A 16,707-nucleotide genomic window follows, 5' to 3' on the forward strand; every position below is an offset into this window, starting at 1 on the left:
CTGTATTGAATGCATTAATGAAGTATATTGAAAAGTTACCTGGTTTTCTGCAAATGATCTTGAATATCTCGCTGTTTCTGGTCGGGCTGATTTTAAGCTTCTTACTTCTAAAAGAAACATGGGCCATATTTTCATATGTGTTCTTGTCTACAGAAGACGACAAAAATTACTATGAATTCACGGAAGAACTGCTTGTATTCTTTTTGTATTTTGAATTCATTGCATTAATCGTTAAGTACTTTAAAACCAATTTTCATTTTCCATTACGTTATTTCATCTATATTGGGATTACGGCCGTCATCAGGCTCATTATTGTGGACCATGATGATGCTAAAAATACATTCTGGTGGTCCATTGCTATCCTAGTCATGGTAGGTTCTCTATTGATTGCTAACAGTAAGTTGTTAAAGAGAGAAAGTTGATGCCGAGGAAGATTGCAAGGGTGACAGTCAAGTGGGAGAGAGGGAATAAAGACGAATGGTAAGAAACTGGATGAATCATGCGGGCGTCAGGCGGGCAGCCGTCCTTGCGATAATCGTTTTACTGCTCTTCATGTTAAGAAGCATGATGAATATTATTTTGTTAACACTGCTGCTTACGATTTTGATTGGCAGCATATATAACGGTGTGAATAAGCTGATCAAGCGGTTCGCCAATGTGCCGCCTATGATTGTGCTGCTACTGGTATACGGGTTGCTGATTCTGATTATCGTGTGGGGAGTTTACCGAATGGTGCCGCTAATCAGCGTACAGGTCAAGCAGGTGTATCTCATGATACAGCAAGCTTACATGTACCCTGATCGTAACCAATGGAACGAAACGATTATTGAATTTATGGACACGCTCAATGTTCAGCGGTTATTTGAGCCTGGCTGGAATGCGGTAATGAAAATTAGCCAGTTGGGAACACAACTGCTGGTATCGATTATTTTGAGCTTGTTCTTCCTGATGGAAAAATCCTATATTACACGCTTTACAGCTACGTTTGTGGATAGTAAGCTGGGTTGGTTCTTCAAGGAAGTGGGCCATTTTGGACGCATGTTTCTGGGGACATTCGGGAAGGTGCTGGAAGCTCAGCTATTGATTTCACTCATCAACTGTATATTGACGACGACGGCTCTTTGGATTATGGGCTTTCCCAATCTGCTCGGCCTCGCGCTCATTATATTCTTGTTGGGGTTGGTGCCAGTGGCGGGTGTATTCATTTCCCTGATCCCGCTCGGTCTGATTGCTTTTAGCGTCGGGGGAATCAATTATGTGATTTACTTGGTTATTCTGATCGTAGTTATTCATGCGATCGAAGCCTATTTCCTGAACCCGAAGCTGATGTCATCCAAAACCAATTTACCGATCTTCTTTACCTTTGTTGTATTGATCTTCTCTGAGCATCTGATTGGGGTGTGGGGCTTGATTGTAGGTATTCCGTTGTTTGTTTTCTTCCTTGACCTGATCGGGGTACAACGCAAGCAAGAGAAGGATACCTAATCTATTTACGACAGATACGAACATAGTAGTGACCATTGATTTTTCATGACGAATGCCTGCGAAGCCGCAGGCATTTTTTGATTTCCTGGCGTTGACTGTAGTACACTGAGCATCAAGATTAGATATTGTTAAAGGAAACGAGATGATATGGGTGGAACAAAAGATTAAGGTATTGGCTATATCGGGGAGCCTTCGTCAAAAGTCTTCCAACACCGCGCTTATGAAGGCTACTATTGGATTGTCTTCTGAAAATATATCATTCATAGTTTATGATGGATTGGGGGATCTGCCCCATTTTAATCCTGACTTGGATGTAGAGGAGGGGCCAGCTTCCGTAAGAGAGCTACGGGAGCAATTGAAACAAGCCGATGGAGTGCTGATCTGTACGCCGGAATATGGGAATGGTGTGCCGGGTGCTTTGAAAAATGCCTTGGACTGGCTCGTATCTTCAGGTGAATTTGTAAACAAGCCTACAGCGGTCATTAGCGCTTCACCGTCCCCTATGGGCGGTAACCTGGCTCATGCTTCGCTGCTGCTCACATTGCAAATGATCAATGCAGAGATTGTGGAAAATGGAAAGGTCATTATTCCGCATATCACATTGAAGCTGAATCAAGAGGGCATCATTACAAACGCTGATACTAGACAGGAGTTGGAAGCATTACTTCAAGGGCTTGAGCAAGCATGCAGAGGACAGGCATAGAAAAATTCAAAGCAGATCCTTCATCATAGAAGGATCTGCTTTTTCGGATGGCCACCTACTACGTATTCAACGGCAGGTATTCATCAGTTATCTAAATGTTAGACGTGTTCAATAAGCTCTCATAGACCTTTAAACGGGCATACACCGTTTCAAGTATCGGATATGAGACATTACTGCCAGAAGCCAATGCCAGAAGTGCACCATGCAGATGGCTTGCTTCAACCGGTAGATTTTTCTGCATATCACGTTGCATGGAAGACATCATCTCAGGCTTTAAGGAATCCATCGTTTTTAGCGTATGAGCTTCCATTTCTGAATGAATAGGCATATCGGCGTTGCGTGCGAGTGTGACGATCTCATGCAGTAGCTTTTCATAGATTGCACGCGATTCGGGTGTGGCGAGTATAGCTCCGACGGAGCTACCCATGAGGGTTGTGATTCCGCTCATGCTGGCAATAAATATATACTTCTGCCAAATTTCACGCTGAATGTCATGACTGTGTGTGACGGTGAAGCCTGCATGATCAAGATGGCTACATAATAGTTGCGTACGCTCTGAATTTGCTCCATCCCATTCCCCAAAAACAATGCGATGGAACGGGCTTGTCTGAACGATAGTGCCTTTGTGATTTAACGTCGTTTCGATATAACAAAGTCCACCCAGCACTTTTTCAGCTCCGAAATATTCGCGCAAAGATTCAAAATGTTCATAACCGTTAAGTAAAGGAAGAATCATGGTATCTTTGCCGATATAAGCCGCAAGGTCGGGCTGCAATAGAGGCAGATGGTACGCTTTGACCGCGAGAATAATACAGTCAAATGGCTCAGCAGCTTCACCGTAGGTAATAGCCTGGATCGGTGTCTGAAAATCTCCGTGCACACTTTGAATCGTCAGACCGTTTTCTGCCAAATGAAGCTTTTTGGAAGGGCGCACGAGAAAGGTTACATCTTCCCCCTTTTGAACCAGGCGTCCCCCAAAATAGCCTCCAATAGCTCCTGCACCCACAACTAGAAACCGCATCCTAGGGTACCTGCCTTTACTTTTTGTTTCATTTCCTTTAGTTGCAAAACATTAAGCGCCTTCGAGTTTGTCATGATACATTCAAATCCTTTCCTACCTTGGTTTTGGAAAAACAAAAAACCTTCCAGCACATTGCTGAAAAGGTCCGAAAGGCAAAAAAAGAGTCAATTTGCGACCGTTCTTTTGTCTCGGTCCTTTCGGATCAGAGCAAAATCCAACGAGTTCACCTCCATAGGCTCACGCTTATACTTATTAAATTACACCTTACCAGAGTACCGTTCGAATATATTGATACAGCCTCTCAGGGAAGTATACCAGAATATCAGGTTCCTGTCCCATATAAAGCCAATCCGAACAGTGTGTGACGGTATCCATAATGATTTACCTTTAGCACAGTTCCCCTAAATGTAGCACGGACTTAGTGTATATGTAGCGTAATGAAGGTGATATAATAGGGCGCAAATAGGTAGGTTCATAGAACAAAAACTGGAGCAGAGGAGAGAAGGCTGGTGTTTGAGCAAATTGTAGCGTATGGTCTGAGCCAAAAAGAGGCCGTTAAGGATTATCCATTTGGAGCTGATCCCCTGGTACTAAAGGTAGGGGGCAAGATGTTTGCTCTCCTGACTGAAAAAGGTGGCATTAGCCACGTATCCCTGAAATGTGATCCGGTCATTGCGGAAAACCTGCGTCAGCAGAACAAGGCAATTAAGCCAGGCTATCATTTGAACAAAAAGCATTGGAATACGATAGAGGTTGATAATAGCTTTCCGTTGGAGGATTTGTACAGCATGATCGATCATTCGTATGAGCTGGTCTTCAAAAGCTTAACCAAAGCGCAACGCGAAGCGATTACGATGAGGATACGGGCTACGGATCTGTAAAGGGCTGGTGAAGCCCTTAGTAACACTTTTATAGTTTTACTTGACAGAAAACCACTAAAGATATATTTTTAATTTAAAGATAATTTATTTGAAAATAATATCAAGGAGTGGACCTGAATATGAGCGAACTGGTGAATGTTATTCAAGAGAGAAGATCGGCTTCTAAATTTATTCCTGATGTTACTATAGATGCAAAAGAACTGGAAGAGATATTTCAGCTGGTGAAGTTTGCTCCATCGGCTTTTAATTTACAGCATGCGCGTTATATCGTAGTGCAGGATGCAGAGATCAAACAAAGGCTGCATGATGAGGCAAGTAAGCAGTATAAAATATTAACCGCTTCGGCTACCATTGTAGTGCTGGGTGATACAGAGGCTTATACCAAGGTAGCTGACCTCAACGAAGGGTTCCTGAATTTGGGTGTTCTGAGCAAGCAGGAATATGATAGCACCGTAGAATCGGTAACTCAGTTTTATCGCGAGCGGGGACCTGTCTTCCAGAGGGAAGAAGCAATTCGTAATGCCAGCCTGTCGGCTATGCAATTTATGTTGATTGCCAAGGACAAAGGCTGGGATACTTGCCCGATGATCGGTTTTGACCCGGCGAAGGTGCAGGAAGTATTGAATATCCCCGAGCAATTTGTGCCTGTGATGATGATCACCTTGGGGAAAGAGGACGAATCGGGGCAACGGGCAAGAGGATATCGCAAGCCGGTTGGACAGTTTGTTAGCTACAATGGATTTTGAAATTTGTAAATCATCATGTTCATTAAGGAGTGATTGAGATGTCTTTGAAAACCGCTGGAATTCACCATATTACGTCCTTTGCAGGCGATCCGCAGGGCAATGTTGATTTTTACGCAGGTGTGCTTGGTTTGAGATTGATCAAAAAGACAATTAACTTTGACGCTCCAGAAGTATATCACTTGTATTTTGGGAATGAAAAAGGCAGCCCGGGCACGATCATTACCTTTTTTCCGGCTCCGGGTACACGCAAGGGTAAAATTGGAGGCGGACAGGTCGGGATTACGACGTATGTTGTGCCGCCGGGCTCAATGGATTACTGGGAAAACCGTCTGCACAGCTTAAAGGTATCCTTCACGAAGGCTACTCGTTTTGGCGAGTCATTCATCCAGTTCCGAGACAATGAGGGCTTGCATCTGGAACTGGTGGAGCGCGAGGAAGGCCCGGTGAATACGTGGACAGCCGGAGGCGTGCCTACAGATAAAGCGATCAAGGGCTTTGGAGGAGCAGTGCTCTACAGTGCGGATTCCAAGCACACCCAAGGCGTGCTGGAGAATGTTCTGGGCATGACTCCCATCGGAGAAGACGCAGATGCAGGCTATATCCGTTATCAGACGACTGGAGATTTGGGCAACCTGATCGACATTCCGGTCAAAGATGTACCATGGGGGAACGGCGGCGCCGGTACGGTTCACCATATTGCGTGGCGCGCGCAGGACGATACCGAACATCAGGAGTGGGACGAGTGGGTTCGTCAGCATGGTTTTGGGACCAGTGGCATTGTAGATCGCCAATACTTCAATGCCGTATACTTCCGCGAGCAAGGCGGTATTCTATTCGAGATCGCAACCGATCCGCCCGGATTTACCGTGGATGAGGAATTGAATGAGTTGGGGCACAAGCTGATGCTGCCTGAATGGTATGAGCCTCAGCGCGCCGAGATTGAGTCTAATCTGGTTCCCATCGAACCTAGAGTACTCCAACAGGATGAATCGGTTTAAGCTGGACAATCACATACGGAACACCAAAAGGTCCAATGCGGGAAGATTTCCATCCTCATTGGACCTTTTGGTATCTGAATGTCATTAGTGTAAAAATAAGCGTGGAAGAGCTGTTTAGATCATGAGCAGCTCACGAATTTCCAGTTCGGTCAGTGCTGAAAGGCTTTCTTGCCCCGGCTGAATGACCTGGTCGATCAGATTTTTCTTTTTTTGCTGTAGCTCATACATTTTGTCCTCTACCGTACCTTGGGCGACGAGCCGAATAACCTGCACCACTTTTTTCTGGCCCATTCGGTGTGCGCGGTTGGTAGCCTGCTCCTCTACAGTGGGATTCCACCACAGGTCATACAGAATGACGGTATCTGCACCAGTGAGGTTCAGACCCGTACCTCCTGCCTTGAGGGAAATCAGGAACAGCTCGCGTTCTCCTTCGTTGAAGCGACTGCACAGCTCGACTCGTTCGGGGGCGGGAGTCTGCCCATCCAGGTAAAAGTAGGGGACCCCCTCACGAGAAAGCTCACGTCCGACCATTTGAAGCATCGTGGTGAACTGTGAAAAAATGAGCATCCGCTTCCCGGAGCTGAGACATTCCGTAATAATCTCCAGCAGTTGTTCAAATTTTGCCGAGCTTCCCGTATATCCTTCGATGAATAAGCCCGGATGACAGCAGAGCTGCCGAAGTCGGGTCAGACCTGCGAGAATTTTGATCCGGTTTTTCTGAAATCCTTCTTCGTTAAGATGCTTCAACGTTTCATGCTGGAGCTTGGCCAGATAAGCCGTGTACAGCTTTTTTTGCTCTGGCAGGAGGCGTGATACCTGCACGGATTCAATTTTCTCCGGCAGTTCCTTAAGAACATCGCTCTTCAGACGGCGCAGCAGGAACGGACGAACCCGCTTGGCAATCACATTTCGAGGCAGGTTGTGAAACGCTCTTTTTCCGCCGGGAAATAGCTCAGGAAATACAACGTCGAAGATGGACCAAAGTTCTTCCAATGTATTCTCGATTGGCGTTCCTGTCAGGGCAAAACGGTAACGGGCTTGTACATCCTTAACGGCCTGTGCCGTCTGGGTAGCATGATTCTTGAACGCCTGCGCTTCGTCCAAAATGAGCGTATGAAACGATGGCTTGCTGTACACATCCGCATCGCGTCGCAGCAGCGGATAGGAAGTAATAATAACGTCATAGCTGGCAGCATCCCGTATAATTCGACTCCGTTCCTCCGGGCTGCCATCAGCAATAATGACGCGGATATGCGGGGCGAATTTCTCCAGTTCATTCCGCCAATTGTACACCAGTGATGCAGGGGACACGATCATGGCTGGAAGCTGCTGACTACGAATTTCCGGCAATACTGACACGAGGAAGGCAATGCTTTGCAGTGTTTTGCCCAGCCCCATATCATCTGCCAAAATGCCTCCAAAACGGTAATGTGCTAAGGTCTTAAGCCATTGAAAACCATAGACCTGATAATCTCTCAAGATTGGAGCAAGCGTGACGGGTACTGGAAAGTCGAGATGGTCAGGATTGCGTATATTTTCTAGCAGCTGGCGAAAGGTTTTACCCAAGGTCAGGCTTTTCACATGATCGTGAGGATCAATTAAATACAGACCCTGCGTGACCGGGATTCGAATCTGCGCTGCATCCAGATCGCTTTTGCGGATACCTGTTTCGTTCATGAACCGAATTAATTCCTTGTACTCCTCTGTTTCCAGTGGCAGCAGGGCACCATTCGGCAGACGGTGATATTTCTGTTTTTCTTCCAACGATTGGAGCAGCTTGCGAATTTCCGATTCCGGTATACCCTCAATATCAAATTTAAATTCAAGCCAATCCGTACGTTCATCCCATTCCGCCCGTATTCTTGGGACAGGCAGCGTATTATTGATTTTCGATTTGACTGCACCTGTGGCATAGACGTCCAGCAACTTTTCCAGTTGTGGAACCGTATGGTACAAAAAGTCATACTCCGCATCTTCATCTTCCATAAAATATCCGCTGTCTGTTCTGGCAAAGGAGCTATGCTCCATCAGTTCCAAAATCCGTTGCTCCTGTTCCCCATCACGTATCAGAATCCGGTCGTTACCTGGCGTTCGTGCATCTGTTTCCAATGGGTTGATGATGATGTCTCCATATTGGAATTCCAATCCTGCCAGTAGTTTGTCTCTTACCCGGTCCAGATACAGCTTGGCCTTCAACGGATGCTGGGCGACCCGCTCTGAGACAGAACGGGTCATATGGACACGTCCGAGCTTCATTAACCCGGGCACGACCTTATCCATAAAAGCTTCCATCTGTTCTGGTGCGATCTGGACTGCTCGTCTGTGATGTACCTCGACCATTCGTTTTAGCTCGGACAAACGCCGTAAGGAATCATCCTTCTGCTTGACAAGCTTGCCATTGGCAAAGACGACACCGTAGTCCTCCATGATGGTCAAGTCATCTAATCCTTGAATGCTTAACTGGTAGCCTTCGCTTGTGGATTCGGCCTCATCAAATTCAAATTGCAGCGGAAGCATCAGGTCGGACTGAGGAATACCTTCGCTCATGTTACCGTGAATTTCAAAATAGACGCCCTGTGCTGCTGTCAGCAAGGGGAACAGCCTATCCCAAGCGGCAGGCGGGATGAGAAGCATTCGCTCGCCACTCATATGACTGCCGGAGGCTGAATACGTGCCAGAGGTTTCCCGAATCATGCGCTCCTGATGGCATACCTGGGATAATTGCTGTAGGATCGCATCATGTTCAGCTCGGAAGCGGTACAGCTCAGGCTCGTAAGAGAAGCTCTTCGTGAACATGTAGCTATTCCCACGGTCGATACTGTCCAGAAACGGACGAATTTTCTGAACGATGTATAATCGTTTGGGTCCAGCCTTCATTTCCAATCCAAACATATATTTTTGGTAACCGTAGGCAAAAGGCCGGATGACGAATTGAAAATCCAAGATCGCACGAGTATCCAGCAGCGTAGGAGTGCTGCGAAGCGGTCTCTTGCGGCCGAATAGTTTTAACATACTGTCGGTCAACTGGAGATCCCCTTGTGTGATGCCAGAGGATCGTGAAATTCTAGCAGTGTGTTCATTGGGGGCATCTGTAGATGTGTACATCCCGTCTGAACCCATGCTCCCCGCTGGATCTGGGGCAGTGCCGGGATGAAGTCTGGAGACATAGGAGCGTACGGATAGACTTTTTCCACGTCGCATATCATAGGCGTTAAGGAGAACAGCAGCAATATGTTTGCAATAACGTCCGGTGGTCTGAAATGAGCTACAGGTGCATTCCGCGCGAATACTGCCGTTGGGCCGGATCATCGCAGCAACGGCATAAAAGCCGTTTCCTTTGACTGTAGCTTCATACACACCTTCATTATGATCTATTTGTGTAAAGGCCACCTTTTTGGCCCGATAATAGGCATCCCCGTCGTCATAAGCAGATTGACTGCATAGTTGTCTGATCGCTCGCCGGGTAAGTTCAAAACTCATGGTTCGTAATCCTTTCCTGAGTTATTCCGTTTTCTACATGATAACAGAACAGACTGGGTGAAGGACACTGGAGTGCGGAACGTAACTTTAGGAAAAAGAAGAGAAGAAAAAAAGCAGGTCTTGGTCCGTCATTGAACCAAAGCCTGCCAGGTGGCTATAGCTATATTATATGTCGGGCAACCCTTCTCCTTGCTTATGAACTCCCAGCGCATTACGTGCCATATCCATATACTCTTCCACACCAGACTTAAGGGCGAATTCGGCGATAAGCACAGGGTAAGCTGAAGTTAATTCGACGATATGATCGCTCATACGCGGCCATACACGTCCGCCTACTGTCTCATAAAGCTTCAATAAACGAGCAAGCTCTACTTCTCCGAATAAAGTATAGTAACTCGTAAAATCAATTGCCGGATCAGCTACTTCGGCCTCGGTCCAGTCTAGTATTCCAGTAACCTCTGTATTCGAAGAGACTAGAATATGACCTGGGTGCAGATCGCCGTGCACAAATGCGGAATATGCCGGCCAGTAGCTATCGTCAGCTAGCCACGCCTGCCATCGTTGCCACAGCTCCTCAGATACACCAAAGACGCGCCGTGTTTCTTCCATTCGCTGAGCCATTAATTGCCGAACTTCGTCGTGCTGCTTTACGCGAACACCGAAATCAGCTGCCCGTTGGTAATCTATCCGGTGCAACGCGGCTAAGGCCTTAGCGAGTGAAGCAACGAATCTATCCGTCAGAGCGTCAGGGTTGATGAACCATACATAGCTTTTTGTTTCCATATCAATAGTAGCAGCGGGAGTTCCCCCCAACTGAGGATAGGCGATGAGCTTTGGACTATATATTTGCCAATCAGGTACCGCTATAGGAAGAGTATCACGAATCATCCGAAGCACCTTATGCTCGTAAGCGGCAGATTGAATCACATCTGCTCGTCGCGGTGTACGTAGAACCCAAGGGGTATCGTGGATGTCTTTGGCGAATACGGCTCGGAAATCCAGCCCGGATTCATTGAGTTCCAATCCTTCATGTTGTATGTGAAGCCCATTGTTTTGGGCAAGGGCCAATATATCGCTAACGTCATTCGGGTTAGTCAAGGGACGCTTTTCAGTCATATGAAACACACCTCATTGTTCAGATTTGGTCTTAAAAAAGGTAACTTAAACAAGCTTCAACCCTTCATGTGAAAAACGGGTTGAGCTTCATTGAGAAGCCTAGCCTTTTATCTGAGACGCATGTAGTGAGTACACATGAATGAGCAAACCTCCTTTTACAAAATAGGGTATCTAACCCAGCCCTAATATACCATCCGACATTCGAGGATGTCTACAATATACGGGATAATGTACATAGCTTCCCCAGTTCGCTTATCTGTGGACTAGAGAAGTTTTTACAAGCTGCACATTGCAGGATACAATGGAAGTATTAGAGAAAGGAGACGGATACGTTTGCAAAAAGAAGACAATAAGACCGATTCCAAATCCGGCTCATCCAAATGGTATCTTGGTAGTGCAGCAGCATTGCTCCTGCTGAAAGGCAAATCGTTACTTGCCCTTTTAAAATTCAGTAAATTTGGCGGTGCGCTGATATCTATGGCGTTTACGATTGGCACGTATGCGATTATATACCCGTGGGGATTTGCGGTTGGGTTCGTGTTGTTGTTATTCGTGCATGAGCTGGGGCATGTATTGGCTGCCAAACGCAAGGGGCTTCCGGTGTCGACACCGTTATTTATTCCATTTCTCGGTGCGTTAATCACCATGAAACGACAGCCTTTGGATGCCCAGACAGAGGCTTACGTGGCCATGGGCGGCCCGTTATTGGGGACAGTTGGGGCTATGGCCGTATACGCAGGAGCGTATGCAACAGACAGTCCACTTTTGTATGCACTAGCATATATCGGTTTTTTCCTGAACCTGATCAATTTGCTGCCGATTCATCCGCTTGATGGAGGACGAATTTCTACAGCAGTGACACGCTGGTTATGGCTGGTGGGTCTACTGGGTGGGATTGTAGTGATCGTGTATTTGAAATCCATTTTATTTTTCTTTATTTGGGCACTATTTGCCTATGATTTATACAAAAAATATGTCAAACGCAATAAAGAAGGCGTCAAAGTTCAGTCGTTATTACAGAAGCCGCTGGTTAACGTACAGCATTTATATAAGCAAGGATATCCGCTGCCTGGACCGGAGCATACGCGCAGATTATCCTTTAATACCTACTCAGATCTGGAAGGGCAGCAATATGTAACGGTATATATGGAGAGTCTGGATGTGGAGCATACGCTTCTGCTGCCACAGCAGTGTCTTGTCCAGCATGTATGGCTGAACGGTGTAGAACATATACCTACCCCAGATGCGTATCAGCTCAGATTGCTATGTGGGATTGACTACATTCCATTTGAAAATGATAAATATTACGAAGTACCCGCATCATCACGCTGGAAATTCGGTATCGGTTATATGGGCTTGGCCTTATTCCTGATAGGGATGATGTATGTTGTACACCAGCACATAGGAGATATCAGGCTATGATTCGCAGGATAGGAACTTCACCATCAATTTAGATTATTAAGGCAATGAAACTCATTAGAAAATAAAATAGAAAGAGCGCGACGGCCGAATATACGGTGTCGCGCTCTTTTTCATATGATTAACGCAGTGGAGCCATTGCTATCCTTCCTTATTCTAGCTCCTCTGCTCATCAGTAATCGGTTTTAACGTCTGGCGGTACTTAAGCGGGCTGGTACCTGTCCAGCGCTTGAACTGTCTGCTGAAATGAGCCAGACTGGAGTATCCCAGTAGGGAAGCTACCTTGTTTAGCGGTAGATTGGGCTGCTGGATCAGCACCTTAGCCTCATGTAGCTTGGTTTCCGATAGATAGTGACGTGGTGAATAGCCGTAAACCTTGCGGAACACTTCCTGGGCATAGCCTGGACTGATTCCAAGGGAAGCCGCCACATCTTCAAGCCGGAACGTCTGCTCGCCAGATTCATCCTCTCGATAAGGTTTGAACCTCGATTGAATAGCTTCCATAATGGCCTTGGCATATTGAACGGATGAAGGTGCAATTCTCGGCTCCAATCCCGTAGAAATCATTTGCGAGAATATCCCGAATAGCTCAAACAAAGCAATCTGCATGCGAAAGCGGTCCGCTGTCGTATATTCTCCGTTCTCCCGCACCATGCTGATCCAGCTATGGACAACTTTCTGCAGCTTGGTATTGGTTTCAGTGCCTGCCGGGAAAAAGAGCTGATTGCTTTTAATCATCTCTTGACGGAACAATGGATCATCGACATTAAAATGGGTGCTAAAATAATACATTCCATCAGGGGATACACACTGGCTCACATGCTTGAACCCCGGCGGAATAATTAAAATATCGCCTTCCCCCACCGAGTATACGTTATTCTCCATCATCGTTTCCTGACGACCTTCTAGAATGAGTGCAATTTCAAAACCGATATGGGACTCCTCAGGCATGCACCAATCCGCTTTGACCCGATGAATATGGGCACCAAAAAACTTCACATTCCAATCAATAATAGGTAGCCATTGGCAATCGTGGAATAGAGCTGGATCAACATCAGGATTTAATATCATCAGATCACCTTCGATTAGGGCAAATTTTACACCGCTTAGACAATCTCATTGTACCTAACATTTATCTATAATAAAAGAGCGCTTACAAGTGTTCTAGTATAAGCCTTTACATAAAAAAATCGCTTATATGTAGTGATTTTGAAAGCGATGCCATATTGTAATTAGGAGGAGCTATGGAAACAACATCGAAAGAACGTGTGTCATATTACGTTTACTTTTTGGGGAGTAACGCAATTCTCTGTCTGGTTGCCTCTTTTGCAATGCTATTTTATACGGATTATGTTGGCATATCTGTTTCTATTATTGGTACTTTATTCGTACTAGCCCGTATATGGGATGCGCTTAGTGCTCCGATCTTCGGTGTGATCATAGACCGGGCCAACCTAAGGGGTGGCTTGTTCAAACCCTGGACGAATCTGGCTTCTATTATTTTGCCAATACTTACTGTACTTATTTTTCTCGTTCCGAGTGACGCGTCACTCACCGTCAAGGTGATATATATTGCTGTCACGTATCTGGTATGGGAAATGTGTTACACGATCAGCGATGCGCCTGGGTTTGGCTTGGCTACACTGATGACGAAAAATACGCATGAACGTGATCTATTAATGTCCAGAGGCCGAACGATGGTTTTCTTGGCATTTATGGTCATCTCCTCCTCTTCGGTAGCCGTAGCCAATCAGATCTCCTGGCCAATTTTGGCACTAATCGTTGCCGTAGCAGGCCTGGTCTTAATGAACTTTACTCGCTTTAATGTCAAAGAGCGTTATTCCAACAAGACAGAGAAGGTTACGCTCAAGCAGATTATGACGTATCCCATGCAAAACAAGCAGCTTTTATTCTACCTGATGTCGTTTATGACACTGTCCATGACCAATCTGCAAGGGATTGTCGTCAGCTATTTTGCCTTATATAACTTGAAAAATCCTATCTATATTTCAATTCTCATGTTCATTTCCTTGGGTGTGCAACTGCTCACCGCATTAATTTTACCGCCGATTATTAAAAGATTTGGCAAGTGGAAAGTGAATGTCATCAGCTTGCTTGGATTGTTTACTACAGGCCTATCCTTATTTGCAATCGGTTACAGCAACCCAATTATTGTGTGTGTATTCGCAGTTCTTTTTGGCCTGTTCAGCTCTGCACCGCAGCTCATGGTGCCGATGTTTACCGCCGATTGCGTGGAATATGGCGCATTCAAAAAAGGGGTGCGTGCCAGCGGAACCGCCTTTGCTACCCAAACGTTTGCAGGAAAACTGGGGGGAGCAGCAGCCAGTGGAATTGTGGCCTATGCGCTTGCCTTTGCCGGCTACATTCCGAATGTACCGCAGACCGGACAGGTGCTTACGTGGATATTTGCGCTTTATGCGGTAGTGCCTGGTGTGGGGGCCTTAATTACGGCAGGCCTGTTCGCATGGCTGTACAAGATTAAGGAAAAAGACGTAGAGGGCTGGCTGGCAAGTGCGAAAAAAAATCAACAGCAGACGGATCTCACGAAGCAGGAAGTTGCTGGTAATACGATATCTGTTCCATCCCTGAAAAAGCCGCATAACAGCCACGGTATTTGAAACAAAGCTATATAAGTTGAACACGAAAAAAATCCCATGGAAAACGGAGTAGGCGAAATGGGATATGACAATTACCATGAACTTATAGGAGGACGACTCGATGAAAAAGCTGCTGTACGGTGTTGCCTATTATGATGAATATATGCCTTATGACCGTTTGGACCAGGATATCCAAATGATGAAGGATGCGGGAATTAACGTGGTGCGGATAGCCGAATCTACTTGGAGTACACATGAACCGCAAAATGGCGTGTTTGATTTCACCTCCGTGGATCGGGTGCTGGACGCTATGCATAAAGCCGGTATTGAGGTGATTGTGGGCACGCCGACCTATGCTGTGCCCACATGGCTGGTGAAGGAGCATCCCGATGTATTGGCGACAACGCCTCAGGGGCCGGGCAAATACGGAGCTCGCCAGATTATGGACATTACGAATCCGGTGTACCTGTTCCATGCTGAGCGAATCATACGCAAGCTGATTGGACGGGTGAGTCAGCATCCGGCGGTCATCGGCTTTCAGACAGACAATGAGACGAAGCATTACCATACGAGCGGTCCCAATGTGCAATTACAATTTGTGAAGTATTTGCGGGAGCGGTTTGAATCACTGGATGAGCTGAACCGCAAATTTGGCTTGGATTACTGGAGCAATCGCATCAATAGCTGGGAGGACTTCCCTTCGGTGGTCGGAACGATTAATGGAAGCTTGGGCGCAGCCTTTTCCCAATTCCAGCGCAAGCTGGTAACGGATTTCCTGTCCTGGCAGGTTGCGCTTGTCAATGAATATAAGCGGGAAGACCAATTCGTTACGCAAAATTTTGATTTTGAGTGGAGAGGTCATTCCTTTGGGATTCAGCCGGATGTGGATCACTTTGCTGCATCTCAAGCGTTTGATGTGACAGGTGTAGATATTTACCATCCATCCCAGGATGATCTGACTGGAATTGAGATTTCCTTTGGTGGTGATGTGGCACGTTCAACAAAACAGAATAATTACCTGGTGCTGGAAACGGAGGCGCAGGCGTTTACACACTGGGTTCCTTATCCGGGACAATTGCGACTGCAAGCGTTCAGCCATCTGGCTTCCGGGGCCAATATGGTAGCTTACTGGCACTGGCATTCCATTCATAATTCCTTCGAAACCTACTGGAAAGGTCTGCTCAGCCATGATTTTGAACCGAATCCTGTGTATGAGGAAGCACAGACGATAGGGAAGGATTTTACGAGATTATCCCCACATCTGGTCAATTTGAAAAAGAAAAATAAAACAGCCATCCTGGTCAGCAACGAAGCGTTGACATCAATGAACTGGTTCAAGTTTAATATGAACAGTCCATTGAATTACAATGATATCGTACGCCGTTTGTATGACGAGCTGTACAAGCTGAATATCGGGACGGATATCGTCCATCCGGGTACGGAATCGTTTGATGACTACGATCTCTTGATCGTCCCGAGCCTCTATTCTGCGCCAGATACACTGCTGGAGAAGCTGAACCGCTATGTCGAACAAGGCGGTCATGTAGTTTACACATCCCGAAGCGGATTTACGAATGAGCATGTGCAGGTAAGAACTTCCCAGCAGCCGGGTGTGATTAGCGAAGCCTGCGGCATTCATTACAGCTTGTTTGTGGAGCCAAAGAACGTGACGCTTAAGGATAATCCTTTTAAAGTGGCAGCAGAGGACAATCAGGTAGATACGTGGATGGAGCTGATTACCCCAACGACTGCGGAAGTATTGGCTTATTATAATCACCCGCATTGGGGCAAATATGCCGCGATTACGCAAAATCGCTATGGTCAGGGCACGGCGACCTACATCGGCTGTATCGTCAGTTCGGCGGTCATCCGCGAATTATTAAGCTCTGTAGCCAAAAAGGCAGGCGTATGGGGACTAGATCAGGAAGCTTCTTATCCGATCATTGTCAAATCCGGTACGAATGATTTGGGGCGAACGATCCGGTACTACTTTAACTATTCCGAACAAGCAGGCTCGGTGATATATCCGCACGGAGACGGCAAGGAGCTGATCGGAGAGCAGAGGGTTACCCAAGGACAAATGCTCCAGTTGGAGCCTTGGGGTGTTATAATTATCGAAGAAGCGTAAATGATGAATAGTGAGCTGAAACCGACGTACGAATCATTTTATATAGTATCGGCCGGGAGTATCCGGCAAGTGAAGCGCCCCTGCGAATTGCGGGGCGTTTTCGCATATGGCT

13 protein-coding genes are annotated in these 16,707 nt (G+C 46.4%); 9 read left to right on the forward strand and 4 right to left on the reverse strand.

All coding sequences use genetic code 11. The features are described from left to right. Nucleotides 1-5 precede the first annotated feature (5 nt). The 3 genes from psiE (at nt 6) to MKX36_RS03335 (ending at nt 2,188) form a co-directional block, all read left to right on the forward strand. Entirely contained in the window at nt 6-422 is a 417-nt protein-coding gene (gene psiE / locus MKX36_RS03325; RefSeq protein ID WP_016819410.1) for a phosphate-starvation-inducible protein PsiE, read from the forward strand. Between the two features lie 55 nt (nt 423-477). Beyond that, nucleotides 478-1,485 (forward strand): AI-2E family transporter, encoded by a 1,008-nt coding sequence (locus MKX36_RS03330; protein WP_013369319.1) that lies wholly within the window; start codon nt 478-480, stop codon nt 1,483-1,485. Between the two features lie 142 nt (nt 1,486-1,627). Next, nucleotides 1,628-2,188: an NADPH-dependent FMN reductase gene (locus MKX36_RS03335; RefSeq protein WP_340864214.1), complete on the forward strand. Its 561-nt coding sequence runs from the start codon at nt 1,628-1,630 to the stop codon at nt 2,186-2,188. Nucleotides 2,189-2,279: 91 nt separating this feature from the next. Here MKX36_RS03335 and MKX36_RS03340 read toward each other — a convergent pair whose 3' ends face one another. Next, nucleotides 2,280-3,209, reverse strand: a complete 930-nt coding sequence (locus MKX36_RS03340; protein ID WP_103042165.1) for a ketopantoate reductase family protein — start codon at nt 3,207-3,209, stop codon at nt 2,280-2,282. Between the two features lie 509 nt (nt 3,210-3,718). Between MKX36_RS03340 and MKX36_RS03345 the strand changes: the two genes are divergently transcribed. The 3 genes from MKX36_RS03345 to MKX36_RS03355 all read left to right on the forward strand — a co-directional run bounded on the left by MKX36_RS03345 (nt 3,719) and on the right by MKX36_RS03355 (nt 5,834). Then, entirely contained in the window at nt 3,719-4,090 is a 372-nt protein-coding gene (locus tag MKX36_RS03345; RefSeq protein ID WP_340864215.1) for an MmcQ/YjbR family DNA-binding protein, read from the forward strand. 119 nt (nt 4,091-4,209) lie between these two features. Then, a complete protein-coding gene (locus MKX36_RS03350; RefSeq protein ID WP_019686089.1) occupies nt 4,210-4,836 on the forward strand; it encodes a nitroreductase family protein in 627 nt (208 codons plus the stop codon). 38 nt (nt 4,837-4,874) lie between these two features. Further along, a complete protein-coding gene (locus MKX36_RS03355; RefSeq protein ID WP_340864216.1) occupies nt 4,875-5,834 on the forward strand; it encodes a ring-cleaving dioxygenase in 960 nt (319 codons plus the stop codon). 114 nt (nt 5,835-5,948) lie between these two features. Here the strand turns inward: MKX36_RS03355 and MKX36_RS03360 are convergent, their stop codons facing one another. Both MKX36_RS03360 and MKX36_RS03365 read right to left on the reverse strand, forming a co-directional pair. Beyond that, nucleotides 5,949-9,314 carry a DEAD/DEAH box helicase gene (locus MKX36_RS03360; RefSeq protein WP_340864217.1) on the reverse strand — a complete coding sequence of 1,122 codons (3,366 nt, stop codon included), beginning with the start codon at nt 9,312-9,314 and terminating at the stop codon, nt 5,949-5,951. 165 nt (nt 9,315-9,479) lie between these two features. Then, nucleotides 9,480-10,430, reverse strand: coding sequence for a macrolide 2'-phosphotransferase (locus MKX36_RS03365; protein WP_340864218.1), 951 nt, complete (start codon nt 10,428-10,430; stop codon nt 9,480-9,482). Nucleotides 10,431-10,763: 333 nt separating this feature from the next. Between MKX36_RS03365 and MKX36_RS03370 the strand changes: the two genes are divergently transcribed. Next, on the forward strand, nt 10,764-11,852 hold the full coding sequence (locus MKX36_RS03370; RefSeq protein ID WP_340864219.1) for a site-2 protease family protein: 1,089 nt from the start codon (nt 10,764-10,766) through the stop codon (nt 11,850-11,852). A gap of 153 nt (nt 11,853-12,005) precedes the next feature. Here the strand turns inward: MKX36_RS03370 and MKX36_RS03375 are convergent, their stop codons facing one another. Beyond that, complete coding sequence (locus MKX36_RS03375) at nt 12,006-12,920, reverse strand: AraC family transcriptional regulator (RefSeq protein ID WP_016819399.1); 915 nt, start codon at nt 12,918-12,920, stop codon at nt 12,006-12,008. A 173-nt stretch (nt 12,921-13,093) separates the two neighbouring features. Here MKX36_RS03375 and MKX36_RS03380 point away from each other — a divergent pair, with 173 nt between their 5' ends. Both MKX36_RS03380 and MKX36_RS03385 read left to right on the forward strand, forming a co-directional pair. Beyond that, nucleotides 13,094-14,488, forward strand: coding sequence for an MFS transporter (locus MKX36_RS03380; RefSeq protein ID WP_025363981.1), 1,395 nt, complete (start codon nt 13,094-13,096; stop codon nt 14,486-14,488). 100 nt (nt 14,489-14,588) lie between these two features. Then, complete coding sequence (locus MKX36_RS03385; protein WP_025363982.1) at nt 14,589-16,595, forward strand: beta-galactosidase; 2,007 nt, start codon at nt 14,589-14,591, stop codon at nt 16,593-16,595. Nucleotides 16,596-16,707: the final 112 nt, after the last annotated feature.

Source organism: Paenibacillus sp. FSL W8-0439, from assembly GCF_038008995.1.
Lineage (GTDB): Bacteria > Bacillota > Bacilli > Paenibacillales > Paenibacillaceae > Paenibacillus > Paenibacillus polymyxa.

Excerpts from the sequence above, each read along its gene's own strand:
- MKX36_RS03330 (WP_013369319.1), top strand. The coding sequence starts at position 478 with ATGGTAAGAAACTGGATGAATCATGCGGGCGTCAGGCGGGCAGCCGTC.
- MKX36_RS03335 (WP_340864214.1), top strand. The coding sequence starts at position 1,628 with ATGATATGGGTGGAACAAAAGATTAAGGTATTGGCTATATCGGGGAGC.
- MKX36_RS03340 (WP_103042165.1), bottom strand. The coding sequence starts at position 3,209 with ATGCGGTTTCTAGTTGTGGGTGCAGGAGCTATTGGAGGCTATTTTGGG.
- MKX36_RS03350 (WP_019686089.1), top strand. The coding sequence starts at position 4,210 with ATGAGCGAACTGGTGAATGTTATTCAAGAGAGAAGATCGGCTTCTAAA.
- MKX36_RS03355 (WP_340864216.1), top strand. The coding sequence starts at position 4,875 with ATGTCTTTGAAAACCGCTGGAATTCACCATATTACGTCCTTTGCAGGC.
- MKX36_RS03360 (WP_340864217.1), bottom strand. The coding sequence starts at position 9,314 with ATGAGTTTTGAACTTACCCGGCGAGCGATCAGACAACTATGCAGTCAA.
- MKX36_RS03365 (WP_340864218.1), bottom strand. The coding sequence starts at position 10,430 with ATGACTGAAAAGCGTCCCTTGACTAACCCGAATGACGTTAGCGATATA.
- MKX36_RS03375 (WP_016819399.1), bottom strand. The coding sequence starts at position 12,920 with ATGATATTAAATCCTGATGTTGATCCAGCTCTATTCCACGATTGCCAA.
- MKX36_RS03380 (WP_025363981.1), top strand. The coding sequence starts at position 13,094 with ATGGAAACAACATCGAAAGAACGTGTGTCATATTACGTTTACTTTTTG.
- MKX36_RS03385 (WP_025363982.1), top strand. The coding sequence starts at position 14,589 with ATGAAAAAGCTGCTGTACGGTGTTGCCTATTATGATGAATATATGCCT.